This is a genomic window from Paramagnetospirillum sp. (genome assembly GCF_058402745.1).
Genome location: NZ_JBZVFI010000019.1, coordinates 167418 through 193092, shown reverse-complemented (window position 1 = coordinate 193092; position 25675 = coordinate 167418). Strand labels below are relative to the sequence as shown.

The window sequence follows — 25675 nt, the reverse complement described above, 5'->3', positions numbered from 1 at the left end:
ATAAGTTATAAAGCATCAATTCATTACAAATGTTTATTTGATTGGCGTGGGTATGGCTGTTTAATAGTCATGCCATCCGCTATGACGTAGTCTTGGGCGGCTGGGGCATATGGCTTCGGCGACATGGTATGGGCGTTGCCTCCAGCCAGACGCCGGCCTCGGAGGGTGAGATGAGCTTTCTCGACGACATGAGGATTTGGGCCAAGATCGCCATTGTTCCGGTGGTGGCGACCATCGGACTGGTGATCATCGCCTGGGTGGGCATGCAGGGACTGGCCGGTCAGAGCCGGACGCTGGACGAGATCGCCGAGGTCTCGTTCGCCAAATCGGTGAAGATCGGCGATTTCACCGACGTGCTGCAGGACGCCCATTCCGACCTCTATCGATTGCTGACCTGGAATGCCGCCGGTGTCGAGGCGGCCAAGGTGGACAAGATCGAGGCGGCCTTCGCCGAGGGCATGAACAAGGCCCGCAAGCAGCTGAAGGACTTCCGCGCCGCCTTTCCGGTCACCGGCGAGGAGGACGCGCTGCTGCGCAAGATCGAAAGCGGCCTGGTCACCTACAAGAACGCCACCGACCAGGTGGTCTCCATGCAGAAGATGGACTTCACCGCCGCGGTGTCCTTCATGTGGACCGCCCAGGACAGCTATCAGGCCCTGATGGCCGAGACCCAGGCCATGGTGGCCATGGAGGCCCGGCTGGTCGAGGCCGCCCGCCACTCGGCCAGCCACGACGCCGGCACCACGCGCGGGCTGTTCATCGGCATCACGCTCGGTGTGCTGGGCCTGCTGGCGCTGATTTCCTTCCTGCTGGTGCGCGCCATCGCCAGCGCGGTGGGCGGCATGACCGGCGCCATGGAGCGTCTCGCCCAGGGCGACCTGAGCGTGGCGGTGCCCGCCATCGGCCGCAAGGACGAGATCGGCGCCATGGCCGCCACCGTCCAGGTGTTCAAGGAGAACGCCCAGCGGGTCAAGGCGCTCACCGACGAGCAGGAGGCGCTGCAGCGCCAGGCCGAGGCCGCCAAGCGCCAGGCCATGGCCGAACTGGCCGGCGAGATCGAGACCACGGTCCGGGGCGCCGTCGAGAACGCGTCGCGCGCCGCCGATTCCATCCGGGGCGAGGCCGAGGTGCTGGCCGCCAACGCCGAGACCGCCATCAGCCAGACCGCCCAGGTGGCCCAATCCTCGGAACTGGCCAACGGCAACGTGGAGAACGTGGCCCAGGCGGCCGAGCGTCTGGTGGGCTCCATCAGCGAGATCAACCGGCAGGTGGAGGAATCCTCGCGCGTCGCCTCCGAGGCGGTGGCCGAGGCGGCCCGCACCGACGAGACCGTCAAGACCCTGACCGTCGCCTCGGGCAAGATCGGCGAGGTGGTCAACCTCATCAACGACATCGCGTCGCAGACCAACCTGCTGGCGCTCAACGCCACCATCGAGGCGGCGCGGGCGGGGGATGCCGGCAAGGGCTTCGCCGTGGTGGCCAACGAGGTCAAGAACCTCGCCAACCAGACGGCGCGGGCCACCGAGGAGATCACCGGCGAGATCACCGCCATGAAGGCCGCCACCGAGGAGGCGGTGCGGGCCATCGACGGCATCGTCGCCACCATCAGTCGGGTCAACGAGGCCCTGGCCGCCATCACCGGCGCCGTGGCCGAGCAGGGGCGCGCCACCGGCGAAATCTCGGACTCGGTCAGCCAGGCCGCCGACGGAACCCGCACCGTGTCGTCGGGCATCGGCGAGGTGCGACGGGTCGCCGATCAGGTGGGCAACGCCGCCGCCACCGTCCAGGTCACCACCGAGACCCTGGTGGGCGAGTTCGATCGCCTGCAATCCCAGGTGGACGGTCTGGTGGCCCGTCTCAAATCCGCATAACCACAATCAGGAGGGAAGCCGTGAAGAATTTCGTGAAGATGTCGGTGCTGGCCGCATGTGCCGTGCTTGGCCTGTCGGGGGCGGCGCGGGCCGCCGACGAATGCGCCTCGGCCCAGGGGCTGGTGGACAAGGCCATCGCCCATTACAAGGCGGTGGGCCAGGAGAAGTCCTATGCCGACTTCATGGACAAGGGCAACAAGGACTGGGTCAACGGCGAGCTTTACGTCATCGTCTCGACCATGGACGGCATCTTCAAGGCCCACGCCATCAATCCCAAGCTGATCGACAACAAGGATCTGCCCGGCCTCAAGGACGTCAACGGCGTGCTGATCATCCAGGAGATGATCAAGGCCGGCAAGTCCGGCCCGGCCGGCGCCTGGGCCAAGTACACCTGGACCCATCCGGAGACCAAGAAGCTGGCGCCCAAGCAGACCTGGGTGAAGGCCAACGGCGATCTGCTGTTCATGGCCGGCTGCTACCCGCCGGCCTGACGGCCCGCCGCCTGCCGGGAAATGCCGTCCGCCGTTCGGTGGGCGGCATTTCGCGTATCATAACGTCCGCCCCTGGAACAGACTCTTCATGTCATCCCGAGCCAAAAGCGAGGGATCTTTCACGCCATGGCGGCAGCCGCTTGCCGCTGAAAGATCCTTCCTCCCTGCGGTCGTCAGGATGACAGGTCGGTTCAAATGACGGCCGGTATCAGGGCTTTACCGCCAGCCGGACCGATTCGTTGATGCGCGCCAGGAAGATGGGGGCGCCGTTCTCCGCGAAGTACTCGTCGACCGCCTGTTTCGCCCCCCGGAAATATCCATAATCGTCGATGATCAGGATGCCGCCCGAGACCAGCCGTGGGTACAGATGCCTGAGTTCGTGCAGGGTGGAGGCGTAAAAATCGGTGTCCAGCCGCAGAAGGCTGATCCGGTCCGGCATGACGGCGGGGATGGTCTCCTCCACCAGTCCTTCCACGAAGACCATCCTGTCCTCGGGATAGCGCGAGAGTCCCAGCACCTGGCGCACCATGTCAACGGAGCCGCCATAGCCCCAGTTCTTCCCCTCGGCGGCATGGGCGGCCCAGGCATTCATGGCCGGCGTTCCGTCCCAGGCGACGTCGACCTCGTCGGGGCGGGGCATGCCGTTGAAGGTGTCGTAGAGATAAACGTGACGCGAAGTGTCGCCCAGATGGGCCATGGTGGAGCAGGCCAGCATCATGGAGCCGCCCCTCCATACCCCGCATTCCACCAGATCGCCGTCGATACGGTGGCGGACGATGTGCTCGACCGCCTTGTAAAGAGCCCAGGGGGCTTCGGCGGATTCCATGGCCGTTATGGAAACCTGCTGCAATATGGGAAACAGGTTCAGGAAGAACTCGTCGTCAATGTCGTAATAAGACTTTTCGATGGTCCCAACGTTCATTCGAAGCATGCATCATACCGTCTTGGTCTTGCCTGCGGGGGCGTCGCCCCGTCTGGCGGGGCGGATGCTCCTCTTGCGTATTTACCAAGTTCCGGCCTGGAGTTGAAGATGGAATGGCGTGCTCGTGTCCCCGCATCTCGGCCGCCCGAACAGGGGGGCGCGGCATGACAATGAGGCTCATCTCATCACGGGTTGGGACTGTCGATTCTGGTTCCCATGTGCTAGGTGCATCGACTCGACTCAATGGAATCTGTTTACAACCGGTTTATCGCGGTGGGGAATCAAGAATTCCTTAGTGTCTTTCGTTGCATGCTGCTGTGGTCTATGCTTAAGCTCGACGCCAGGGAAGGTCCATAACCGGAGGCTTGGTCGTACCCGCGACTGAATTGGGATCGCAGAATTATGCCGGTGAGGGGGAGAGTTTTGGCGGTTGCCCTGAATTATCCAAGTGTTGATCGGACGACAAACGTGGGCTTCGGACTCCCATGAGACCGTATATTGTCGCCATCTTCAATCAGAAGGGGGGGATCTCAAAGACCACCACCAGCACCAATCTGGCGGTATGCTTGGCTGCATTCGGAAAATCCGTGGTGGTCATCGATCTGGACTCGCAGGGTGATTCCACCAAGAGCCTGGGGATTGATCCCAAGACCAAGCAGGGCATCTACGATCTCTTCACCAACGGCGCCTCGGTCGAGGACGTCATGGTGGACACCATGTTCGACGGCGTCCGGGTGCTGCCCTCCACCTACAGCCTGGCCGGTATCGAGATCAAGCTGTCGGAGATGCAGAACTCCCAGCGCACGCTGTCCAACATCCTGGCGCATACGGCGCTGGATTGCGATTACGTGGTGATCGACTGCCCGCCGGCGCTGGGCATCCTGCCCATCAACGCCCTGGCCTCGGCCCATGCGGTGATCATTCCCGTCACCGCCACGCCCTATGCCAATGACGGGCTGCTGCGCACGCTGCCCTCCATCAAGTACGTGCAGGAGGGGCTGAACAAGAACCTGCTGCTGCAGGGCGTGCTGTTCACCATCAACGACAAGAACAAGACCACCCGCAAGATCAACGATCTGATCCGCTCGCGTCTGGGCGGCACCGTCTACCGCACCGAGATTCCCAGGGACAACACGGTGATCGAGGCGGCGACCTCGCGGCTTCCGGTCTGCGTCTTCGCGCCCAAGTCGCCGGCGGCCCAGGCCCATCTCGACTTCACCGAGGAATTCATCGGCCGCCACGTGGCCATCGCCGCCAAGAACAACGAGACGGTGAGCCCCCATTTCCCGCGCGACGAAGCGGTCGGCCGCCTGACCCGCTGGCAGGGAGCCTGCGCCGAGATCGCCGTTCCCGCCGACGACGCCCGCCTGCGCCAGAAGACCGACCAGCTGGACCGCATGCTGTACGGCGACCGGACGCGCATGGAGCGCTGGCATCTTGAAGTGGTGCATTTCTTCATCGAGAATCGCCTGTCCCTGGTGGCATTCCTGGTGGTGATGCTGCTGGGGGGGCTGGCGCTGCTGGGGGTGGGAATCGAGGGTGCCCGCCGCTTGGCCGGGCTGCTCGGTTTCGTCTGACGGGTGATGTGACCATGGCCTCCCAATCGGCCGACGCTTCCGGCATCGTGATGTTCCGCCTGGCCGGGCTGGGCTTCGGCCTGCCGGTGGACGACGTGCGCGAGGTGGTGCCGCTGGCCTGGCTCGACCGGCCGCCGCACCTGTCGTCCATGGTCGAGGGCATCCTCAATCTCGGCGGACAGGCGGTGCCGGTCCTCCGCCTCGACCGGCTGCTGGGGATGGAGGACGGCCGTTACGGCCTGGACGCCTCGATTCTCATCATGCGGCCCCGGCCCGGTTCGGGGGCACTGGGCTTGCTGGTCGAGCACGTGGACGGCGTGCGCGAGGGCGGCGACCTCGCCGCCATGGGCCTTCCGCCCGGCCAGTCCTTCAACGACTGCCTGGCCGAGGTGCTGGAGAGGGACGGGCGCGCCGTCAACCTGCTGGCCTGGGACCGCATCCTGCTGAAGCAGGAACGCGAGGCGCTGGCCCAGTTCCAGGCCCGCACCCAGCAGCGGCTCGACGCCCTGACGGAATTCGGACCATGAGGGAACCGGCGCCGTGAGTTCCGCCACCGCCAATCTCCCTCCGGCGGTCGCCGCCATTCTGGACGACCCGGCCTATTCCCGCCTGAAGGCCCTGGTCATCGACACCACCGGGATGGAGTTCTACCGCGACAAGGACGGCGACCTGGCCCGCATCCTGGCCGAGCGCATGGCCGAGATCGGTATCGGCCATTGCGGCGGCTATCTCGACCTGCTGCAATCCCTGGCCCAGGGCAAGGCGGAGATGGACGCGCTGATCGCCGAACTGACCATCGGCGAGACCTACTTCTTCCGTCACAAGGAGCAGTTCGACGCCCTGCGCGACCTGATCCTGCCCGAGGTGATCGAGCGCAACCAGATGGTCCGCCGCCTGCGCATCTGGAGCGCGGGCTGCGCCACCGGCCCCGAACCCTATTCGGTGGCGATCATGCTGGAACGCGAGTTCGGCGAGCGCATCGCCGGCTGGCACGTCACCGTGCTGGGGACCGACATCAACCAGAAGTTCCTGTCCCGGGCGCGGGAAGGGCGCTACGACGAATGGGCGTTCCGGGCCATGTCGGACAGCCTGCGCGCCGCCTGCTTCGAGCGGGTGGGCAATCAGTGGCAGATCCGCCCCGAATTCAAACGCCACGTCAGCTTCCAGTACCACAACCTGATCAAGAGTCCGTTTCCCTCGCTGGCCGACAACATCGCCGGCTTCGACATCATCATCTGCCGCAACGTCATCATCTATTTCAGCCAGCCCACGGTGGAAGCCCTGGTTCCCTGCTTCCGCGAGACCCTGAACGACGGCGGCTGGCTGATCATGGGCCATGCCGAGCCCAACCAGCGGCTGTTCAGCAGCTTCCGCACGGTCAACACGCCGGGCGCGGTGCTTTATCAGCGGGTGGACCGGCCGCAGGAGAGCCCCGCCCCCGTCGCCGCGCCGCCGCAATTGCCGCTCGCTCCGCTCAAGGTGCCGGAATTCGCCGCGGGACGGCGCCCTTTGCCGCCCCATGCCCCCCCGCGGCGCGGCGGGGCCTCCATGCCTCTCAGGCCGGTGGCGCCCAAGCCGGTTCCCGCCACCGGCCCGTCCGGCGATCCCTCCCAATCCGCTTGCCGGCTCAAGGTGGCGCGCGAGCTGGCCGACAGCGGCCAGTGGGAAAAGGCCGCCGCCGCCTGCGACGCGATCATCGCCGCCGTCCCCCTCGACGCCTGGGCCCATTTCTACCGCGCCATGGTCCACGAGCAGCTGGGCGAGGACGAGGCGTGCGAAAAGGCCTTGCGCCGCGCCATTTATCTCGACCGCCGTCTGGTTCTGCCCCATTATCACCTGGGGTTGTTCCTGGCGCGGAAGGACGATGTCGCCGGTGCGGAACGTTCGTTCCGCAACGCCCAGGCGCTGCTGACCGGCCAGGCTGATGAGCAGCCGGTGGACCCCGGCGAGAAGATTAGCGTGGGACAGATGCGTGAGGCGGTGGCGATGCATCTCAAACTGGTCGGAGGGGCGTGATGTCCCGTCAGGCCGAGACCGTTCTCGACCGTCTTCGCACCCTGGGCGCGGGGCATGACGGCTGGAGCGAGGAGGAATACGCCGAGGCGTTGCTGCGTGCCCGCGCCCGCCGTCTGGCGGCGCCACGCGGCGCGGTGGCCGAAATGGCCGCCGGAATCGAGGTGCTGGGCGTGCGCATCGCCAGCGAGCGCTATGCCCTGCCGCTGGAGACCCTGTCCGAGGTGATGGTGCTGGCCCGCTGGACTCCGGTGCCGGGCCAGCCGCAATACCTGTTGGGCGTCACCAATCTGCGGGGCGAGATCCGTCCGGTTCTCGACCTGCATTCCCTGCTGGGGCTGGCGCCGCCGCCGCCGGAGGCGCGGAACTGGGTGATCTTCCTCAAGGCCGGCGGCGTCGAGGTGGGGCTGCGGGTCGATGCCCTCGACCGGGTGGTGTCCCTCGACCCGGCCACCCTGACCCGCCCGCACGAGGCCGGCAACGGCCTGCCGCAACGTTTCATCTCGGGTATCGCTCCCGATGCCCTGATACTTCTCGATACCGCACAGCTTCTGGCCCTCGACGCGCTGAAGGACACGCGCGCCGCCGGTCAAGACGAGTCATGAAGGAAATCCCGATGGCCAAGACCGCGCAACGCTCCTGGTGGAAAGATCTGAAGCTTCGCCGCAAGTTCTCCACGGTGTCCCTGGGCTTCACCCTGGTCCTGGCCGGACTGATCGCCTTCAACGTCATGGTGCTGCGCAGCCAGAGCCAAAACTCGGTGGTGACCGACATGGCCGGGCGCCAGCGCATGCTGTCGCAGAAATTCGCCAAGGAGGTGCTGCTGCTCGGCGGCGGAGTGGCGGTGGACCATCAGGCGACGCTGCGTCTCATGCGTGATTCCCTGGCGGCCCTGACCGAGGGCGGCGAGGTGGTCGTCAACCTCGATACCGGCGCCAAGGTCATCCTGCCGCCGCCGCCCTCGCTGGAAATCCGGGCCAAGCTGGCCGAGCAGGCGACCTTGCTGCGCCAGTACGAGGCCTCGGCGACCGGCTATCTCGCCCTGGGCGCCGGCGACGTCCGCCGCGCCGACAAGCTGAAGGAAATGCTGGTGCTGCAGGCCCAGTTGAGCGATTCCGCCGAGGCGGCGGTCAAGCTGCTCAGCTTCCAGGCCGAGGGCGCCATCCGCGGCATGATCGGCCTCGAGATCATCGTCGGCCTGATCTGCGCCCTGTCGGGCCTGGTGGTCAGCAGCCTGATCGGCCGCCAGATCGCCGACCCCCTGGCCGCCTGCGCCGAGGCGGCGCGCAAGATCGCCGAGGGCGACCTGCGCATCGAGCCGCTGGTGGTCAGCTCGTCGGACGAGATCGGCGTGCTGCAGGAAGCCTTCGACGAGATGCTGATGAGCCAGCGCGATATCGCGTTGCAGACCCGTTCGGCCTGCGACGCGCTGACCGCCGCCGCCGCCGCCATACTCTCCTCGGCGCAGGAGCAGGCGGCCGGCACCAAGCAGCAGGCGGCGGCCGTGCAGGAGATCACCACCACGGTCGAGGAAATCAGCCTGTCGGGCAAGCAGGTGGCCGAGCGCTCGCGCCAGGTGGCGGGAACCGCCGAGGCGGTGGCCACCTCGGGCAATGCCGGCCTGCATGCGGTGCGCGACGCCTCCCAGGGCATGGAGGCCATCCGCGAGCAGACCGAGACGGTGGCCGAGAACATCATCACCCTGTCGGAGCGCACCCAGGCGGTGGGCGAGATCATCGCCACGGTCAACGAGATCGCCGAGCAGTCCAATCTGGTGGCCCTCAACGCCGCCATCGAGGCCGCCGACGCCCGCGAGCAGGGGCGCCGCTTCTCGGTGGTGGCCGGCGAGATCAAGAACCTCGCCGATCAGGCCAAGGAAGCTACCGCCCAGGTGCGCGGCATCCTGGAGCAGACCCAGAAGGGCATCAACACCTCGGTGATGCTGACCGAGGAGGCCTTGAAGCGCGTCGAGCTGGGCCGCGAGAAGTCCACCATGTCCGAGCACGTCATCCGCCAGATGGCCGACAACATCCAGGAGAGCGTTCACGCCTTCCAGCAGATCGTCGGCGCCACCAATCAGCAGCAGATCGGCCTGGAACAGGTGACCCAGGCCCTGCATGAGATCCGCCAGGCCAGCCAGCAGACGGCGCAGACCACCGCCCAGCTGGAGAAGGCGTCCCTCGATCTGAGCCAGCTGGGCCAGAAGCTGTCGCGCACCTTGGAGAAATACCGGCTTTGATCAGCATCCGGGAAAGGCTGCTCCAGGCCTTTCAGATCGAATACCGGGAACATGTTGACGCCATCCGCGCGCTGCTCGATGACCTCGGGCACAAGGCGGAGGGAAGCGGACTCGCGCAGCTGGACGAGATCTTCCGCCGCGCCCACTCGCTGAAGGGCGCGTCCAGGGCGGTGGACCTGCCGGCCATCGAGGAAATCTCGCACCGGATGGAGACGCTGTTCGCCAAGGTCCGCTCGGGCCAGTCCAAACTGGACCACGAGATGGCCGCCGGCCTGGGCCAGGTGCTCGACGTCATCGAGGATTCGGTGGCGGCCAATCTCGCCAACGAGCCGTTGCCCGACACCGCCGCCGCCATCGCCGCCCTCGACGCCATGATCGAAGGCCACGCGGCTCCGGCCGAGCCGCCGCCTCCGTCCCCTCCGCCTCCGCCCGCCATGCCGGATCCGGTCGCCCCGCCGGTCATGGCGCCGCCCGCGCCGCCGCCCGAAGAGCCCGAGGAGGACGAGCCGGTCCCCGCCGAACGGTCCGCCGCCGTGGCGGTGCGTCCGGAGGAGACGGTTCGGGTCCGCGCGCTCCATCTCGACCGCCTGCTACGCTCGTCCAATGAATTGCTGACCGAGACCATGAACCAGCGGCAGGTGACCCAGTCGCTGCTGGGCCTCGACCGCACGCTGGCCGAATTCGACCGCTCGTGGCGTCGGCCGCGCAAGAATGCCGCCGCCGCGCTGCGTGATCTCGGCGATTACGACCGCGCCATCGCGCTGGAGCGCCAGTACGAGGCGCTGGAGCAGACCCTGACCGGCATCAGCCGCGAGCTGCGCGCCGTGCGCCGCCGGCAGCAGCGCACCGGCTGGGCGCTGCGCCAGCTGGGCAACGACATGCAGCAGGAGGTCCGGCAGGTCCGCATGGTGCCCGCCGATTCCATCTTCGGCGGCTTCCGCAAGATGGTCCGCGATCTGGCCAAGGCGGCGGGCAAGCAGGTTTCGGTCCAGGTCTCCGGCCTGGACGTCGAGGCCGACCGCATGGTGCTGCAGGGCCTCAAGGACCCGGTGATGCACCTGCTGCGCAACGCGCTGTCCCATGGCGTCGAGCCGCCCGACGAGCGCAAGGCCTCGGGCAAGGCGGCCGGCGCCCATGTGGGCCTGTCCTTCGACGTGTCCGAGGGGCGTCTGGTGGTGCAGATCGAGGATGACGGCCGCGGCGTCAACTTCGAGGCCATCCGCCGCAAGGCGGTGGAGCGCGGCCTGTTCTCCGATGCCGAATCCTTCCAGGTGGACCGCCAGTCGCTGATCGACGTGATCTTCGACCCCGGATTCTCCACCGCCCGGGTGGTGGACGACCTGTCGGGGCGCGGCATGGGCCTGTCGGTGGTGCGCGAAGCCATGGCCATGATGAACGGGACGGTGGAGGTGCAGGACCGCCAGCCGGCGGGGACCCGCTTCCGCCTGTCGCTGCCGCTCACCGTCTCGACCCAGCGTCTGTTCCTGGTGGAATGCCAGGGCCACGTCTACGGCCTGCCCACCGAGGGCGTCGACCGACTCTACCGCGTGCGGGCCGAGGACGTGGGCACCGTCGAGGGCAAGTCGGTGGTGTTCCTGGGCGACCGGCAGATTCCGCTGCTGTCGCTGGCCCATCTGCTGGCCCTGGGGGAAAGCTCGGTCAAGGTCACCCGCAACGTGGTGCCGCTGGTGGTCCTGAAGAACGGCGAGCGCCGGGTGGCGGTGGCCATCGACGGCTTCCTGTCCATCCGCGAGGGGCTGGTCAAGGATATCGGCGTGCCCGGCGCGCGCGGCACCATGGTGGCGGGCGGCGTGCTGCTCGAGGACGGCGACATCGCCCTGGTCCTCAATCCCTTCGAGATCGTCGAGACCTTCAGGAAGTCGGGCAGCATCCGGGTGCTGACCACGGTGGAGAAGCCGGCCGAGAAGAAGGTGCCGGTCATCCTGGTGGTGGACGATTCGCTCACCACCCGCACCCTGGAGAAGTCCATCCTGGAGGCCCACGGCTATCAGGTGCGTCTCGCCCATGACGGGCTGGAGGGGCTGGGGCGGCTTCGGGCCGAGCAGATCGACCTGATCATCTCCGACATCCAGATGCCGCGCCTGGACGGTTTCGGCCTGCTGCAGGCGGTGAAGTCCGATCCGGCCCTGAAGGCCATTCCGCTGATCCTGGTCAGCTCGCTGGAGGCCCGCGAAGACAAGGAACGCGGCCTGGAGCTGGGCGCCGACGCCTATGTGGTCAAGCGCAAGTTCGACCAGAAGGAGCTTCTCGAAACCATAGGGCAGTTCCTATGAGAAAGAAGATCAAGGTCCTGATCGTCGAGGATTCGCTGGTGGTGCGCGAGCTGCTGAAGCACATCATCGGCTCGGACGACCGCTTCGACGTCATCGCGGCGGTGGCCAGCGCCGAGGATTGCCTGGAGCAGCTGGAAACCCTGCGGCCCGACGTCATCTCGCTGGACATCCGCCTGCCCGGCATGAACGGGCTGGATGCCACCCTCAAGATCATGGCGCGCCGCCCAACCCCCATCGTGGTTATCGCCGCCCAGGTGGACGACAACGAGCTGAACATCGCCATGAACGCGCTGCGCGCCGGTGCCCTGTCGGTGGTGGAAAAGCCGGTGGGCGTCACCAATGCCGGCTATGAGACCATGGCCGCCAAGATCTGTACCCAGCTGGCCATCATGAGTCAGGTCCAGGTGGTGCGCCAGGGCATCGACCGGGGGCTGAACTTCGGCAGCGACGACACGCCGGCCCGCCCGCCCGCCGCCCGTGCCGGCACCTATTCCATGGTCGGCATCGTCGCCTCCACCGGCGGGCCGCAGGCCCTGGTGCAGTTGCTGAGCGGCCTGGGCGCCGACTTCCCCCTGCCCATCCTGCTGGTCCAGCACATCACCTCCAGCTTCCTCGAGGGCTTCGTCACCTGGCTGTCGGGGGCGACGCCGTTCGAGGTGCGCATCGCCGGGGAAGACGAGAAGCCGGAGCCCGGCCGGGTCTACGTGGCCCCGGCCGACCATCATCTGGGGCTGATTCACGGCCATCTCGCCATTCTGGATTCGCCCGCGGTGTGCAACCAGAAGCCGTCGGGGACGGTGCTGTTCTCGGCCATGGCCCGCGAGCTGGGCAAGCACGGCATCGGCGTGGTGCTGACAGGCATGGGGGCCGACGGGTCCGAGGGATTGCGCCTGATGGCCGACAAGGGGGCCTACACCATCGTCGAGGACGCCTCCACCTGCGTGGTCAACGGCATGCCCGCCGCCGCCGCCAAGCTGGGCGGCGCGCGCGAGACCCTGCCGCTGCCCGCCATCGCTTCCCGCTTACGCGACCTTGCCCTGGGAGGGACGAAGTGACCGACGACCATCTCATCCTCATCGTCGAGGATTCGGTGACCCAGGCGCTGAAGCTCCAGCTGGTCATGGAGCAGGAGGGCTTTAAGACCGTCTGCGCCCATTCCGGCGAGGCGGCGCTGGAGGAGATCAACCGCCAGCGTCCCAGCCTGATCATCGTCGATTACCACCTGCCCGGCATTCAGGGCGACGAGCTGTGCCGCCAGATCCACATGGACATCACCACGCGGAGCATTCCGCTGATGATGCTGACCGCCGACGAGACCTCGGCGGCCGAGCTGCACGGCCTGGAAAGCGGTGCCGACGATTTCGTCGCCAAGTCCGAGGACCCGGAAATCCTGCTGCTGCGCGTCCACAACCTGCTGCGCAAGGCCAGGCGTCAGGCGGTCAACGTCGAGGTGGGGCGCTCGCTGTTCCGCCGCGCCCGGGTGCTGGTCATCGACGACAGCACCACCTACCGCGAAAGCCTGGCCCAGGAGCTGACCGACGAAGGCTGCGACGTCACCCAGGTGAACAACGGCGTCGAAGGCCTTCGCCTGCTGTCGGAAAGCGATTTCGACTGCGTCATGGTCGACATGGTGATGCCCGAGATGGACGGCATCGCCGTGTGCAAGGAGCTGTCCAAGCTGCGCTCCGACGACGACGCGCCGCTGGTCGTCCTGATGCTGTCGGCCTACGAGCACAAGGAGAACGTCGCCCGGGCGCTGGAAGCCGGCGCCGACGACTTCGTCGGCAAGTCCACCGAGATGAGCCTGCTGCGCGCCCGTCTGCGCGCCCTGCTGCGCCGCAAGTTCCTGCTGGAGCAGAACCAGCGCATCGTCGAGGAAATCCGCCTGCGCGAGATGGAGACGCTGCGCGCCAAGGCGGAGAAGGAGGCGGCCGAGGCCCGCGCCGCCCTGGCCGAGGGGCTGGCCAAGGCCAATGCCGAGCTGGAGGAGGCCAACACCAAGCTGCGCGAGACCCAGGTCCACCTGATCCAGTCGGAGAAGATGGCCTCGCTCGGCCAGCTGGTGGCCGGCATCGCCCACGAGATCAACAATCCCCTGTCCTTCGCGCTGTCCAACGTGTTCTCCATCGAGAACTGGCTGGCCGCCGTGATGACCGAGGCGGCACCCTGCCTGGCGCCCGACCACGTGGCCAAGCTGGACAAGGCCAGGAAGCGCATCGCCGACACCGGCCAGGGGCTGGAGCGGGTCAGGGAACTGGTGGTCAAGCTCCGCACCTTCTCGCGCCTGGACGAGGGCGAGTTCAAGACCGTCGATATCAAGGAGGCGGTGGAATCCGTCCTCCTGTTCCTGCGCCACAAGATGAGCGACCGCATCGAGGTCCGCCGCAACTACACCGAGGACAACATGCTGGCCTGCTATGCCGGCCAGCTGAACCAGGTGATCATGAACGTGGTGGCCAACGCCGTGGACGCCATCGAGGGCAAGGGCGCCATCACCGTGCGCACCTACCGCCGCGACGGCATGTTCACCATCGCGGTGGCCGATACCGGCAGCGGCATTCCGCCGGAAATCCAGGAACGCATCTTCGACCCCTTCTTCACCACCAAGCCGGTGGGGCAGGGGACCGGGCTGGGCCTGTCCATTTCCTACGGCATCATCAAGAGCCATGACGGCCGCATCGAAGTGACGAGCGATCCGGGGCAGGGGACCGAAATCCGCATCCTGATCCCCGTCAACCTCCAGGGAACCTGAGGCCGATGAGCACATCTAGGACCGGAGCCAAGGAACACGTGCTGGTCGTCGATGACGAGCCGCAGATCCTGACCGCCATCACCGACCTGCTGGAGGACGAGTTCGAGGTGTGGACCGCCCATGACGGTCCCTCGGCGCTGGAGATCCTCAAGGACCGCGAGATGGCGGTGATCCTGTCGGACCAGCGCATGCCGGGCATGAGCGGCGCCGAGTTCCTGGGGCAGGCCCGGGTGCTGTCCGACGCCACCAGGGTGCTGGTCACCGGCTATTCCGACCTGGACGCCCTGGTCAGCGCCGTCAACCTGGGGCAGATCCACGCCTATCTGTCCAAGCCGTGGAACCCCCTGGAACTGAAGGTGGTGGTGCGCACCGCCGCCGACCGCTGGCGGCTGGACCGCACCCTGCAGCAGGAACGCACCCTGCTGCTCGCCCTGATGGGCAACATCCCCGACGCCATCTTCATCAAGGATCTGCAGCTCAAGTTCTCGCGGGTCAACCAGCCTCAGGCCCGGCTGCTCGGCCAGGCGGAGACCAGCGATCTGGTGGGGCAGCGCCTGTCCGAGCTGCTGGGCTCGGAGCAGGCCAAGGCGGTGGAGGCCGAGGAACAGGTCATTCTCGAACAGGGGGCCTCCCAGCTGGACAAGGTGGAGGCGGTCACCGACGAGGCCGGCAATACCCAATGGTTCTCGGTCAGCAAGGTTCCCATCCGCCTGGGCGGCGAGGTGGTGGGGCTGGCCGGCATCGCCCGCGACATCACGGCCCGCAAGCAGGCCGAGGATTACCTGCGCCGCGCCCACGACGAACTGCAGAAGGCCGTCGAGGAACGGACCCGCTGGCTGCAGCAGGAAATCGGCCGCCGCGCCAAGGCGGAGGAGCAGGCCCAGGCGGCGCGCGAGGCCGCCGAGGCGGCGTCACGGGCCAAGACCATCTTCCTGGCCAACATGAGCCATGAGCTGCGCACGCCCTTGAACGCCATCATCGGCTTTTCCGAGCTGGCCCATTCCATCATGGGGGAGGCCGATGCCGAGCGTTACGGCGGCTTTCTCGACAACATCTCGGAATCCGCCCACCATCTGCTCCGGGTGATCAGCGACATCCTGGACGTTTCCCGTGTCGAGGTGGGCAAGGTGACGCTGCGCGAAAGCGAGGTGGACGTGGTCGAGGCGGTGCGCGCCGCCATGCGCCTGGTCGGCCACGTGGTCTCCGCCAAGCGCCAGAACCTGGTTTTCACCCCCCATGGGGACTTGCCGCGCATTCGCGCCGACGAGCGGCTGATGAAGCAGATCGTGCTGAACCTGCTGTCCAACGCCGCCAAGTTCACCCCTGAATCCGGCAATATCCGGGTGGAAGCCGGGATGATCGACGGCTGCGTCACGGTGACGGTGGAAGATGACGGCGTCGGCATCGCCGCCGAGGACATTCCCATGGTGCTGCAGCCTTTCGGCCAGGCGGAGAACGCCATCAGCCCCAAGCACGAAGGCACCGGCCTCGGCCTGCCGCTGGCCAAGGGGTTCATGGAACTGCACGGCGGCAGCCTCAGCCTGGAAAGCCGGGTGGGCGAGGGAACCCGGGTGGTGCTGACCTTCCCCGCCTCCTGCATCGTCCCCTGAACGAAAAAGGGCCGCTCCTAAGAGTGGCCCTGCTTCTCTCATTTTCGTCATCCCGGCCTTGAGCCGGGATCCAGGAGTCACTCCCCCTGGATCCCGGATAGCGCGATGCGCTTCCGGGATGACGGGAAAAGGTGACTCAACCGGCCTTGCGCTTGTTGGCCGAGTGGACCGACATGGCCAGACCGTCGTCGTGGACGGTGGTGGCGTCCTCGGGATAGGCGCCGATCTGATGGATGGAGAGGTCTGCTCCGGCGAACTCCTCCTCGTCCGACAGGCGGATGCCGAAGGCCGCCTTGAGGCCGCCATAGACCGCCAGGCCGCCGGCCAGGCCGAAGACGGCGCCCGCCACCGTGCCCAGCACCTGCGCGCCCAGGCTGACGCCGCCCAGGCCGCCCAGGGCTTCCTGGCCGAACACGCCGCAGGCGATGCCGCCCATGAAGCCGCACATGCCGTGCAGCGCCCAGACGCCCAGCACGTCGTCGATCTTCCACTTGATCTGGCACAGGTTGAACAGCCAGACGAACAGGGCGCCGGCGATGCCGCCGGTGGCCAGGGCGCCCACGGGGTGCATGACGTCGGAGCCGGCGCACACCGCCACCAGACCGGCCAGGGCGCCGTTATGGATGAAGCCGGGGTCGTTGCGGCCCACCACCAGACTGGTGACGATGCCGCCCACCATGGCCATCAGCGAGTTCATGGCCACCAGACCGGAAATGTCGTTGATCAACTGGGCGCTCATGACGTTGAAGCCGAACCAGCCCACCGACAGAACCCAGGCGCCCAGCGCCAGGAATGGGATGTTCGACGGCGGGAAGGCCACCAGACGCCCGTCCCTGCGATAGCGGCCGAGGCGGGTGCCCAGCATCAGCACGGCGGCCAGGCCGATCCAGCCGCCCACCGCGTGCACCACCACCGAGCCGGCGAAGTCGTGGAAGGCCACGCCGAACCAGCCCTTCATCATGTCCTGGAAGCCGAAGCGGCTGCCCCACACCATGCCCTCGAACAGGGGGTAGACCAGACCCACCAGCAGGGCGGTGGCCATCAGCTGGGTGTTGAACTTGGCGCGCTCGGCGATGCCGCCCGACACGATGGCGGGAATGGCCGCCGCGAAGGTGGCCAGGAAGAAGAACTTGACCAGATCGTAGCCCGAGGCGGCGAAGGCGTTGCCGTTCTTGCCGACCAGCACGTCGGCTCCCACCAGGAAGCTGGTGCCGTAGGCCACCGAATAGCCCACGAAGAAGTAGGCGATGGTCGAGACCGCGAAATCCGAGAGAATCTTGACCAGGGCGTTGACCTGATTCTTCTTCCTGACCGTGCCCACCTCCAGGAAGGCAAAGCCGGAGTGCATGGCGAGAACCATGATCGCTCCCAAGAGGATGAACAATACATCGGCGCCTGTCTTCGTGGTCTCCATTTGCTTCCTCTGCCTGATAATGCTGCCGCCGCCGCGGGATGGCGGCGCGGCTTCAAGATGCATGCCAGATGCCTTTCTGGATGATAATCGTTGCCAATCAATGCATTGGCGAGTGATGCCCGTTTGGGCATTCCGCGTGTGGTGATTAAATGGACAGACGTGGAAGGCAGGTGTCTATAATTTCGGCACCATTCCGGGGCGGGGCCGCGGCGAGAGGTGTATTGGCCTTATTTATGGGCAATATTTTGCACTGATGAATATTTGTGCAATGAAAGCGGTGATCGCAAACGCAAAACGCCGGTCCCTGGGGACCGGCGTTTGCGATGCTGTTCCTCGGGAAGAGGAATGGCGCGAGTGACGGGGCTCGAACCCGCGACCTCCGGCGTGACAGGCCGGCGCTCTGACCAACTGAGCTACACCCGCGCGAGGGCCGGTGATATAGCAGTCGAATCCGGGGGGCGCAAGCCTGTTTTTTCGCCGATGCGATTCGACAGCCCGCTGGGCGGCTTCTAGAGTGATCGGGCAAGGTTCAAGGGAGGTGGCCATGGCGGAGATCGTCAATCTCAACAAGGTGCGCAAGGCCCGCGCCAAGGTCGAGGCCGAGGAGACGGCCAAGACCAACCGCGTCCGCTTCGGCCGGACCCGTCAGGAAAAGGAGGCGGCGCGGCGCGAGGAGGAAAAGCTGTCCAGGGACCTCGACGGCAAGAAACTCGACGAGTGATCCCCGGGTCCGGGGAATAGATATTATGAAAATGCATGTTTCATGGTAAGGTGTCATTCTGTAGATGATCTGAAATTCTCCAATAAAGAGTGGGTCCCATAAAGACAAGGCACGCCAAAGTGTGCCGGAGAGCGGGAGGTCGGATGGCACGGGAATTCGAACCCGACGATGCGCGGATACCTGCCGCGTTGCGTGCCGCGCTGCTCAACGATCTGCCCGACGTGCTCTACAGCATCGACGCCCGTGGCCGTTTCGTCTGGGTCTCTCCCAACGCCGCCGCCGTGTTCGGCTTTTCCGCCGGGGAGCTTGTCGGAACCGAGGCCGTCCGTCTCTATCTCCGTCCGGAGGAGCGCCTGGATATCGTCGAGCGCATCCGCCAGGCGCGCGGCCGCGCCGTGCGGGCCGAGGTGGAGATGCGCCGCAAGGACGGGGCTTCCATCTGGGCGGCCATCTACGCCAGCGCCCATTATGACGCGGACGGCCGCTTCGCCGGCATCAATGGCGCCATCCGCGACATCACCGAAATCTGGCAGACCCGCAAGACCCTGGAGGACAGCGAGGATCGCTTCCGCCGGCTGTCCGACGTGGCGACCGAGGCCATCTGCATCCATTTCCAGGGCAAGATCATCGACATGAACAAGGCCTTCGAGGTCCTGTTCGCCTACCCGCGCGAGGAATTGCTGACCATGTGGGCGTGGGACGTGATCGATCCGCGCGACATCCCGCTCGCCAAGAGCATGGTGGCCCAGCAATACGAGGCGCCCTACGAGGTGCGCGGCGTCCGCAGGGACGGTTCGGTCTTTCCCATGGAAATCCACTCCAAGCACAGCTGGATGGGGGAGAAGTCGGTGCGCGTCACCTCCATCCGCGACCTGACCCAGAGCAAGAGGGTCGAGGCCCGCGTCAGCCTGCTCTCCCAGGCGGTGGAGCAGAGCCCGGTGGCGGTGGCGGTGGTGGGCGGCGACGGCATGGTGCAATACGTCAACTCCGCCCACGCCGCCATCACCGGGCATGCCGTGTCCGAGGTGGTCGGCAAGCCCCTGGCGGCCCTTTATCCCGGCGACGCCAAGGGCGTGCTGCGCGAACTCTGGCAAGCCCTGCTGTCGCAGGGGGACTGGCGGGGCGAGATCCGGGTCCGGCGCCGGGACGGCAAATACCAGTGGCAGGACGTCTACGCCTCCAAGGTGGCGACGCCGGGCGAGGATGTTCCCCACTACCTGCTGCAGATCGAGGACATCACCATCCGCAAGGAGCAGGAGCGCAAGCTCCAGCACCAGGCGCTGTTCGACGGCCTGACCGATCTGCCCAACCGGGTGCAGGCGCTGGACCGTCTCGGCCACGAAATCGACCAGGCCCGCGATCGCGGACGCAAGGTGGCCCTGCTGTTCGTCGATCTGGACGAGTTCAAGGCCATCAACGATTCCCTCGGCCACGAATACGGTGACGAACTGCTGGTGCTGGCCTCCGAACGCCTGCGGCAGGCGGCCGGAACGCTGGGAACCGTCGCCCGCTTCGGCGGCGACGAATTCCTGGTGATCATGGGCGATCTTCAGGACGGCGAGGCGGCGCGCGTCGTGGCGTCGGGGATCATCGAACGCTTTTCCCATCCCTTCGCCATCAGCCGCCGCGATCTGGTGGCCACCGCCAGCATCGGGCTGGCCATCTATCCCGAGGACGGCCGTACCCAGCAGACCCTGCTGCGCAACGCCGACATCGCCATGTATCAGGCCAAGCTGGCCGGCCGGAACCGTTTCTGCTTCTTCACCAGCCGCATGAACGAGGAGGCGGAGGCCCGGCTGCGCATGGAGGGCGAACTGCGCCGCGCCGTCGGCACCGACCAGTTCCACCTGGCCTATCAGCCCCTGGTCGAGGTCCGCACCGGCCGCGCCGTGGGGGTCGAGGTGCTGCTGCGCTGGTCCAATCCCGAACTGGGCAACGTGCCGCCCGACCGCTTCATTCCCCAGGCCGAGACCAGCGGCGTGATCGTCGCCATCGGCCGGATGGTGCTGCGCACCGCCTGCCGCGACGCGCGGCGCTGGGTGGAGGCGGGGCATTCCGATCTCAGGCTGTGCATCAACGTCTCGCCGCGCCAGTTCCAGGATGCCGGTTTCCTCGACGACGTGCGCGCCGCCCTGGCCGAATCCGGGCTGCCGCCCACCAATCTGGAACTGGAAATCACCGAGGGCCTGCTGCTGACCGAGCGCGGCGACGTGGACGTCCTGCTGCGCACCCTGACCGACATGGGCATCCTGTTGTCCATCGACGATTTCGGCACCGGCTATTCCTCGCTCAGCTATCTCGAGCGCTTTCCCTTCGATACCCTGAAGATCGACCGCTCGTTCATGATCGGCATGCTGGAGCGCCAGGAACGCAAGGTGCTGGTGGAAACCATCGTCGCCATGGCCTCGGGCCTGGGGCTCAAGGTCATCGCCGAGGGGGTGGAGACACCCGAGCAACTGGCCCATCTGGCCATCATCGGCTGCGACATCGCCCAGGGCTATCTGTTCAGCCGCCCCGTTCCGGCGGCGGAGATCGCGCCCTTGCTGGATCGGGTGTTCCGGTAGGGGCCTGCGGGCGGGACGCCCGCGCTCCGAGGTGGCCTGCGGGCGGGACGCCCGCGCTCCGAGAAAGATGTGTTTGGAGCGCGGGCGTCCCGCCCGCTTCCTTCCCGCCGTCTAGAGCATCGGACCTGAAATCTGAATCGCAGGGGATTCCCTTGTAGGCGAAAAAGTGATTCAACCTCATTGGAGGTGGATCATGGGCAAATGGCTATCATCAGATCTTCGGGTCCGTGTTTACGGTAAGATCGAACACGGCGAATCGCGGCGAGCGGCGGCTCGGCATTTTGGAGTGAGCGCCGCGACCAGCGTCCGTCTTGCACAACGGATGGCGGCGACGGGTTCGTTGGAGCCCTTGCGGCAAGGCCGTCCGCCGGGCGGTGGTAAGCTGGCGGCCTTTGCCGCTCTTCTGACCGGCTGGGTGGAGGCGCAAGGCGACATCACGATGCCGGAACTGGCGGCCAAGCTGAAGGCCGAATGCGGCGTCACGGCCCACCCGGCGTCACTCTCGCGGTTTCTGATCGGGCAAGGCTTCAGCGTCAAAAAAAACGCTGCTGGCCACCGAAGCCGGTCGCGATGATGTGGTGGCGGAGCGCCGGACCTGGCTGAGCCACCGCCAGCCCCGGATGTGCCAGGAGCCTCACCGGCTGGCGTTCATCGACGAGACCGCCACCACCACCAAGATGACCCGGTTGCGGGGACGGGCACCGCGAGGGCAACGGTTCAAGGCCCGCGCGCCATTCGGCCACTGGGGAACCCAAACCTTCATCGCCGCCTTGCGCTGTGACGGTCTGACGGCACCCTGGATCATAAACGGCCCCATGAACCGACAAACCTTCGAGGTCTACGTCGAGACCCAACTGGCCCCGACGCTCCAGCCGGGCGACGTCGTCATCCTCGACAACCTCTCCAGCCATAAAAGCGAGAAGGCCAAGGCCATCCTCAAGGAGAGAGGCGCCTGGTTCCTGTTCCTACCCCCATACAGCCCAGACCTAAACCCAATCGAGATGGCCTTTGCCAAACTCAAGGCTCATCTCCGACGGATCGGCGCGCGCACCATCGACGACCTCTGGAAGGCCGTCGGCAATATCTGCGATCTCTACACCCCAGACGAATGCTGGAACTACCTCAGGGAAGCCGGGTATGTTTCAGATTAAACGCACGCCGCTCTATTTCTCGTCCCAGGGTACCGGCATGGCGCGCCAGCGCTTCCAGGCCTTGTCCGCTTCGGCCAGCAGGGTGGCGCGGCGGCTCTGGTGCCAGCCGGCGACCAGGCCGGCGGCGCGTGACGAGCCGGTCTCGGCGCCCCGTCCCGACAGCTTGGGTCCGGCCACGGCGATGTCGTTGAGCTGGCCCAGGACGTCCTGCAGCTGCGACAGCTCGGCCAGGAAGAGCTTGGTGGTCTTGCGTGGTACCAGCGAGGCGAAGAATTCGCCGGCATAGCGTACCTGCTTGCAGCGGATGCGCACCGCGTGCTGATGTTCGGGCGACAGCCGGGACAGGCTGTCGCCCCCTTCCTTCAGCAGGCGGCGCACCGCCTTGTCCACCCGGCGGGCGGCGAAGGCGCCGACGGGTTCGGCCAGGCGCTTGCGCGGCTCCAGCCAGTCGCCGGTTTCCGCCCAGCGCCCCAGGTTGAGGATCATGGCGGCGTAGCGCCGCGAGCGCACGGCGGTCAGCGCCACGGCCAGCTTGGTCTCGCGGTCCTTGCGCCAATGGGCGTGCAGGGCGGCCAGGCCGGCATCGTGCGGGTGGGCGGCCAGCACCGGCTCGACGATTTCCGACAGGAACACCTCGGCGTCGCGGGCCGGCCCCAGATGGGCCAGCAGCCAGCGCAGATCGTCCTTCACCCGCTCCAGCTCCGGGCCGTCGGCGATCCTCCTGAAGACCTTGATGGCCGAGCGCAGGCGGCGCATGGCCACCCGCATCTGGTGGACCGCCTCGCCCGCCCCGGTGGCCAGCAGGCAGCGCTCGTTGAGCATCAGGTGCTCGAGGCAGGCCCGGACGATGGCCTGGAAGGCCTCCGCCGCCGTAAGGTCGGGGGCGAGGACAGGCGCCTTGGCCTTGACGATCGCCACGGTCTTGCCCGCCGCCAGACGGTAGCCCCGTTCCGACTTGGTCAGGCAGAGGGGGCGGGCCGCCGCCTCGTCGAGAATGCGGGCGGCCAGCCGGAACAGATGAAGGGGGGTGCCGCCCGCCAGTTCCAGTTCCAGTTCACAGATCTCTTCCCGGCGGTCGCCGGCGATCACCGCGCCCCGGTCCAGCGCCACTTCCACCTCCCAGCCCTCGCCGCCCAGGCGCAGGGTGGTGCGCTCCACCTCGGTGGCGAAGACGGGCGACAGGCGTTCGGCCAGATTCCCCTCGGCGAAGACGGCCAGGCCGGTGAGGCGCAATTGCTCGGCATCGGGCTCGGAGCCGGACACCGGCACCTCCCACTCGTCGCGGTCGAACAGGCCGGTCACCGCCGTGCCGGCGGTCTTCACCGTCTGGACGAAGCCCGAACCGGTGCGGCGCACCCTGAGGGCGATGCCCTGGGCGGCCAGGACGAAATCGGGCGTGTCGTAATAGGTGGAGGCGAGATGCCGGGAGACCGGATCGCCCAGCCGCCCCACGGTCAGGCAGGGGCGCGCCGCGATGCGGGCCATGTCCTCGGGCGTCAGCGCCAGCTTCAACTCGATTTCCCGGCTGTCTCCGCTCAGGTCGGCCATGCACTCCCCCGGATCATGGGTCGATTATACCAGCCGGCGGCCATCCGGCCATTAGCAAAGTGTGAACCTTCATTGACGCATTATGGCGGCAGGACTGAAAAGGTCTTGTCCCGTCCAGCCCGATGTGAGAGTTCGGGAGGGGCGGATGATCGTGCCATCTTGGGGGACGAGGTCGATGAGCATCAAAGGATTGCGCCGGGGCGTCCTGGCCGTGTCGCTGGCGGCGGTGCTGGCCGGGTGCGGCGTGATCAACGACCCGCGCGGCTTCACCGATGCCGTGATGAAGTCTCCCCTGCTCGACGACGATTCCAGCGAACGCGCCATGACCGCGCTGACCCGGGGCGAATACGGCACCGCCGAGCGCCTGGCCATCGGGGCGCTTCGCCGCAACCCCAAGGACCCCTATGCCCTTTACACCGCCGGCATGGTCTATCAGGCCACCGGACGCTACGACCTGGCGCGCCAGTATTACGAGGTGATCATCGCCAACCGGCCGCAGGTGACCATCACCGCGCCGTCCCAGGGCGGGCCGCAGGTGCGCTCGCTGATCGACGTGGCCCAGGCCAACCTGCTGGTGGTGGACAAGATGCTGGGCCGCAGCGTCGCCGGCTCGGCGCTGCGCTCGGGCCGGCCTTCGGACGTCACCCCGCAGCAATTCGAGCCCATGCCCCCTCAGGGGGCCGGACGCGGCATGGTCGCCGCCGAACCGCTGGGCGAGCCGGGAAGCATGCCGTCTTCCGCCATGGCGACGCGGGGCGCGACCCAGGCGGAAACCAACGTCGCCACCCGTTTCCGTGTCCTGCGGCGCCTGCTGGACGAAGGGCTGATCACCCCCGACGAACATGCCCGGCGGCGCAGCACCAATCTCGGGGCCTTGCTGCCCTATTCCTCCAAGCTGCCCCCGGCCCAGGGTCTGGAGCGTCCCGGTCCCACCGAGGAGCAGGTGGTGGACCGCCTGCGCGCCTTGGCCGTGGCGCTGGAAAGCCGAGCCCTGTCGCCGGCCGAGCACGGCGCCGAGCGTCTGGCCATTCTCGACGCCCTGCTGCCGGCCGAGCCGCGCAAGGTGGACCTGCCGGTGCTGCCGCCCAAGGACGTGATGGAGGCTGCTACCGCCGTCGGCCGGGTCGAGCGCCTGCGCGCCGCCAATCTGGTCTCCGCCGAGGAGGCCAAGCGCGAGAAGGCCGCCGTCGAGAAGGTGCTGGACACCCAGCTGGCCAAGCAGCCGGTGTCGGGCACCGCCAGCGGCCTGCGCCAGGGAAGCGCCAACGGCTCGGCGGCCAAGTCGTCGGCGGGGGGCGGCACGCCCGGAATCAGCCTGGGCACCGCCAAGACCGAGGAGGCGGCGCGCGACACCTGGGAGAAGATCAAGGCCAAGTTCCCCGAGGAACTGGGACCCGTCAGCGCAACCTTCCCCAAGATCGACCAGGGCGAGCGGGGTACCCGCTGGCGCATCGTCGCCGGCCCCATGAAGACCCGCGCCGACGCCACCAAGCTGTGCAAGGTGCTGAAGCTCCATCGCCAGTCCTGCGAGGCGACCAGCTATTAGCTGGGGGCTGCAATACACGGAGTGATTTGGCCCCCACCCCCGGTTGGGTCTAAGATGAGTCCGTCGCGAACATTTCGGGGGGCGGTCATGACCTACAAGGACATCCTGGTTCATGTGGACGATCACCCGCGTGCCCGGGTCCGTCTCGAGCTGGCGGCCGGCATCGCCGCCCGCTTCCAGGCCCATCTGATCACCCTCAACATCCGCGATCAGGCCATTCTGCCCTCCCACGTCACCGCCCAGTTCGGCGGCGACCTCAACCAGATCGGGGCCGCCGCCGATGCCGATGCCGCCCGGCGGGTCGAGGCCATGGTCGCCGCCTTCGAGGCGGGGGCCGGCGTGACGCGGGAGTGGCGCGACGTCACCGGCCCGCGGGCCGAGACACTGGCGCTGCACGCCCGTTACGCCGACCTGGCGGTCATCGGCCAGTCCGAGCCCCAGTCGGAGTCTCCGCGCCTGGCCGACGAGCTGATCATGGCGGTGGGCCGCCCGGTGCTGGTGGTGCCTTTCGCCGGACGCTTCCCCACCCTGGGACGCCGGGTGATGGTGGCCTGGAACGGCGGGCGGGAAGCCACCCGCGCCGTCCACGACGCCTTGCCGCTGCTGGCCGGCGCCCAGACCGTCCACGTCATCGCCATCAATCCCGGCCACGGCATGGCCGGGCACGGCGATATTCCCGGCGCCGACATCTGCCTGCACCTGTCGCGCCACGGCGTCAACGCCGTGTGCGAGCACGTGGCCTCCGACGACCTCAACGTGGGCGAGATGCTGCTGTCGCGCGCCGCCGACGAGGACGTGGACCTGCTGGTCATGGGCGGCTACGGCCGGTCGCGCCTGCGCGAGATGGTGCTGGGCGGCGCCACCCGCCACATGCTGGAGTGCATGACCGTGCCGGTGCTGTTCAGCCACTGAGGGGGACGGGGAAGCGGGGCTTTGCCCCGGCCCCATCGGGAGGCATGCCT

At 67.1% G+C, this 25675-nt stretch carries 19 protein-coding genes and 1 tRNA gene; 16 read left to right on the top strand and 4 right to left on the bottom strand.

Going from position 1 to position 25675, the window contains the following annotated elements; genetic code table 11:
* Window positions 1–170 precede the first annotated feature (170 nt).
* Together ACV4UZ_RS20335 and ACV4UZ_RS20330 are read left to right on the top strand one after the other, a co-directional pair.
* Window positions 171–1871, top strand: a complete 1701-nt coding sequence (locus ACV4UZ_RS20335) for a methyl-accepting chemotaxis protein (RefSeq protein WP_491602610.1) — start codon at window positions 171–173, stop codon at window positions 1869–1871.
* A gap of 20 nt (window positions 1872–1891) precedes the next feature.
* Entirely contained in the window at window positions 1892–2362 is a 471-nt protein-coding gene (locus tag ACV4UZ_RS20330) for a cache domain-containing protein (protein ID WP_491602609.1), read from the top strand.
* 208 nt (window positions 2363–2570) lie between these two features.
* Here the strand turns inward: ACV4UZ_RS20330 and ACV4UZ_RS20325 are convergent, their stop codons facing one another.
* Complete coding sequence (locus ACV4UZ_RS20325) at window positions 2571–3284, bottom strand: TylF/MycF/NovP-related O-methyltransferase (protein ID WP_491602608.1); 714 nt, start codon at window positions 3282–3284, stop codon at window positions 2571–2573.
* Between the two features lie 485 nt (window positions 3285–3769).
* On the opposite strand from ACV4UZ_RS20325, the gene ACV4UZ_RS20320 reads away from it, so the two are divergent.
* The 9 genes from ACV4UZ_RS20320 to ACV4UZ_RS20280 are packed head-to-tail and all read left to right on the top strand — an operon-like array spanning window position 3770 to window position 15769.
* On the top strand, window positions 3770–4861 hold the full coding sequence (locus tag ACV4UZ_RS20320) for a ParA family protein (protein ID WP_491602607.1): 1092 nt from the start codon (window positions 3770–3772) through the stop codon (window positions 4859–4861).
* Between the two features lie 14 nt (window positions 4862–4875).
* The gene (locus ACV4UZ_RS20315; protein WP_491602606.1) at window positions 4876–5388 is read left to right on the top strand and encodes a chemotaxis protein CheW; all 513 of its coding nucleotides are present in this window, start codon (window positions 4876–4878) and stop codon (window positions 5386–5388) included.
* 13 nt (window positions 5389–5401) lie between these two features.
* The gene (locus ACV4UZ_RS20310) at window positions 5402–6877 is read left to right on the top strand and encodes a CheR family methyltransferase (RefSeq protein ID WP_491602605.1); all 1476 of its coding nucleotides are present in this window, start codon (window positions 5402–5404) and stop codon (window positions 6875–6877) included.
* On the top strand, window positions 6877–7479 hold the full coding sequence (locus tag ACV4UZ_RS20305; RefSeq protein ID WP_491602604.1) for a chemotaxis protein CheW: 603 nt from the start codon (window positions 6877–6879) through the stop codon (window positions 7477–7479). The genes ACV4UZ_RS20310 and ACV4UZ_RS20305 overlap by 1 nt, the downstream gene beginning before the upstream one ends.
* Window positions 7480–7490: 11 nt before the next feature.
* The gene (locus ACV4UZ_RS20300) at window positions 7491–9113 is read left to right on the top strand and encodes a methyl-accepting chemotaxis protein (RefSeq protein ID WP_491602603.1); all 1623 of its coding nucleotides are present in this window, start codon (window positions 7491–7493) and stop codon (window positions 9111–9113) included.
* Window positions 9110–11407 (top strand): hybrid sensor histidine kinase/response regulator, encoded by a 2298-nt coding sequence (locus ACV4UZ_RS20295; RefSeq protein WP_491602602.1) that lies wholly within the window; start codon window positions 9110–9112, stop codon window positions 11405–11407. Before ACV4UZ_RS20300 ends, ACV4UZ_RS20295 begins: the two co-directional genes overlap by 4 nt.
* Window positions 11404–12462: a chemotaxis protein CheB gene (locus tag ACV4UZ_RS20290; protein WP_491602601.1), complete on the top strand. Its 1059-nt coding sequence runs from the start codon at window positions 11404–11406 to the stop codon at window positions 12460–12462. The genes ACV4UZ_RS20295 and ACV4UZ_RS20290 overlap by 4 nt, the downstream gene beginning before the upstream one ends.
* Window positions 12459–14159, top strand: a complete 1701-nt coding sequence (locus ACV4UZ_RS20285) for a response regulator (RefSeq protein ID WP_491602600.1) — start codon at window positions 12459–12461, stop codon at window positions 14157–14159. Before ACV4UZ_RS20290 ends, ACV4UZ_RS20285 begins: the two co-directional genes overlap by 4 nt.
* A 5-nt stretch (window positions 14160–14164) precedes the next feature.
* Window positions 14165–15769 carry a hybrid sensor histidine kinase/response regulator gene (locus tag ACV4UZ_RS20280; protein WP_491602599.1) on the top strand — a complete coding sequence of 535 codons (1605 nt, stop codon included), beginning with the start codon at window positions 14165–14167 and terminating at the stop codon, window positions 15767–15769.
* A gap of 136 nt (window positions 15770–15905) precedes the next feature.
* On the opposite strand, the gene ACV4UZ_RS20275 is transcribed toward ACV4UZ_RS20280, so the two are convergent.
* Both ACV4UZ_RS20275 and ACV4UZ_RS20270 read right to left on the bottom strand, forming a co-directional pair.
* Window positions 15906–17183 carry an ammonium transporter gene (locus tag ACV4UZ_RS20275; RefSeq protein ID WP_491602598.1) on the bottom strand — a complete coding sequence of 426 codons (1278 nt, stop codon included), beginning with the start codon at window positions 17181–17183 and terminating at the stop codon, window positions 15906–15908.
* A gap of 346 nt (window positions 17184–17529) precedes the next feature.
* Window positions 17530–17606, bottom strand: a tRNA-Asp gene (locus ACV4UZ_RS20270).
* Between the two features lie 121 nt (window positions 17607–17727).
* On the opposite strand from ACV4UZ_RS20270, the gene ACV4UZ_RS20265 reads away from it, so the two are divergent.
* From ACV4UZ_RS20265 to ACV4UZ_RS20255, 3 genes are all read left to right on the top strand, one after another.
* Window positions 17728–17904 (top strand): DUF4169 family protein, encoded by a 177-nt coding sequence (locus ACV4UZ_RS20265; protein ID WP_491602597.1) that lies wholly within the window; start codon window positions 17728–17730, stop codon window positions 17902–17904.
* Window positions 17905–18047: 143 nt separating this feature from the next.
* The gene (locus ACV4UZ_RS20260) at window positions 18048–20468 is read left to right on the top strand and encodes a sensor domain-containing protein (protein WP_491602596.1); all 2421 of its coding nucleotides are present in this window, start codon (window positions 18048–18050) and stop codon (window positions 20466–20468) included.
* Between the two features lie 193 nt (window positions 20469–20661).
* Window positions 20662–21619, top strand: a protein-coding gene (locus tag ACV4UZ_RS20255; protein ID WP_491599710.1) for an IS630 family transposase whose coding sequence is annotated in 2 segments (ribosomal slippage) — window positions 20662–20993 and window positions 20992–21619 — 960 coding nt in all. Because the reading frame shifts where the segments join, the coding sequence is not laid out codon by codon here.
* A 12-nt stretch (window positions 21620–21631) separates the two neighbouring features.
* On the opposite strand, the gene ACV4UZ_RS20250 is transcribed toward ACV4UZ_RS20255, so the two are convergent.
* Window positions 21632–23167 carry a CYTH and CHAD domain-containing protein gene (locus ACV4UZ_RS20250; RefSeq protein WP_491602595.1) on the bottom strand — a complete coding sequence of 512 codons (1536 nt, stop codon included), beginning with the start codon at window positions 23165–23167 and terminating at the stop codon, window positions 21632–21634.
* 175 nt (window positions 23168–23342) lie between these two features.
* On the opposite strand from ACV4UZ_RS20250, the gene ACV4UZ_RS20245 reads away from it, so the two are divergent.
* Both ACV4UZ_RS20245 and ACV4UZ_RS20240 read left to right on the top strand, forming a co-directional pair.
* Entirely contained in the window at window positions 23343–24713 is a 1371-nt protein-coding gene (locus ACV4UZ_RS20245; RefSeq protein WP_491602594.1) for an SPOR domain-containing protein, read from the top strand.
* Window positions 24714–24800: 87 nt separating this feature from the next.
* Window positions 24801–25625 (top strand): universal stress protein, encoded by an 825-nt coding sequence (locus tag ACV4UZ_RS20240; protein WP_491602593.1) that lies wholly within the window; start codon window positions 24801–24803, stop codon window positions 25623–25625.
* Window positions 25626–25675: the final 50 nt, after the last annotated feature.

Bases quoted from the DNA above. Each gene is read 5' to 3' on its own strand.
- ACV4UZ_RS20335 (WP_491602610.1), top strand. From the start codon at position 171: ATGAGCTTTCTCGACGACATGAGGATTTGGGCCAAGATCGCCATTGTT.
- ACV4UZ_RS20325 (WP_491602608.1), bottom strand. From the start codon at position 3,284: ATGAACGTTGGGACCATCGAAAAGTCTTATTACGACATTGACGACGAG.
- ACV4UZ_RS20320 (WP_491602607.1), top strand. From the start codon at position 3,770: ATGAGACCGTATATTGTCGCCATCTTCAATCAGAAGGGGGGGATCTCA.
- ACV4UZ_RS20315 (WP_491602606.1), top strand. From the start codon at position 4,876: ATGGCCTCCCAATCGGCCGACGCTTCCGGCATCGTGATGTTCCGCCTG.
- ACV4UZ_RS20305 (WP_491602604.1), top strand. From the start codon at position 6,877: ATGTCCCGTCAGGCCGAGACCGTTCTCGACCGTCTTCGCACCCTGGGC.
- ACV4UZ_RS20300 (WP_491602603.1), top strand. From the start codon at position 7,491: ATGGCCAAGACCGCGCAACGCTCCTGGTGGAAAGATCTGAAGCTTCGC.
- ACV4UZ_RS20290 (WP_491602601.1), top strand. From the start codon at position 11,404: ATGAGAAAGAAGATCAAGGTCCTGATCGTCGAGGATTCGCTGGTGGTG.
- ACV4UZ_RS20280 (WP_491602599.1), top strand. From the start codon at position 14,165: ATGAGCACATCTAGGACCGGAGCCAAGGAACACGTGCTGGTCGTCGAT.
- ACV4UZ_RS20275 (WP_491602598.1), bottom strand. From the start codon at position 17,183: ATGGAGACCACGAAGACAGGCGCCGATGTATTGTTCATCCTCTTGGGA.
- ACV4UZ_RS20265 (WP_491602597.1), top strand. From the start codon at position 17,728: ATGGCGGAGATCGTCAATCTCAACAAGGTGCGCAAGGCCCGCGCCAAG.
- ACV4UZ_RS20260 (WP_491602596.1), top strand. From the start codon at position 18,048: ATGGCACGGGAATTCGAACCCGACGATGCGCGGATACCTGCCGCGTTG.
- ACV4UZ_RS20250 (WP_491602595.1), bottom strand. From the start codon at position 23,167: ATGGCCGACCTGAGCGGAGACAGCCGGGAAATCGAGTTGAAGCTGGCG.
- ACV4UZ_RS20245 (WP_491602594.1), top strand. From the start codon at position 23,343: ATGAGCATCAAAGGATTGCGCCGGGGCGTCCTGGCCGTGTCGCTGGCG.
- ACV4UZ_RS20240 (WP_491602593.1), top strand. From the start codon at position 24,801: ATGACCTACAAGGACATCCTGGTTCATGTGGACGATCACCCGCGTGCC.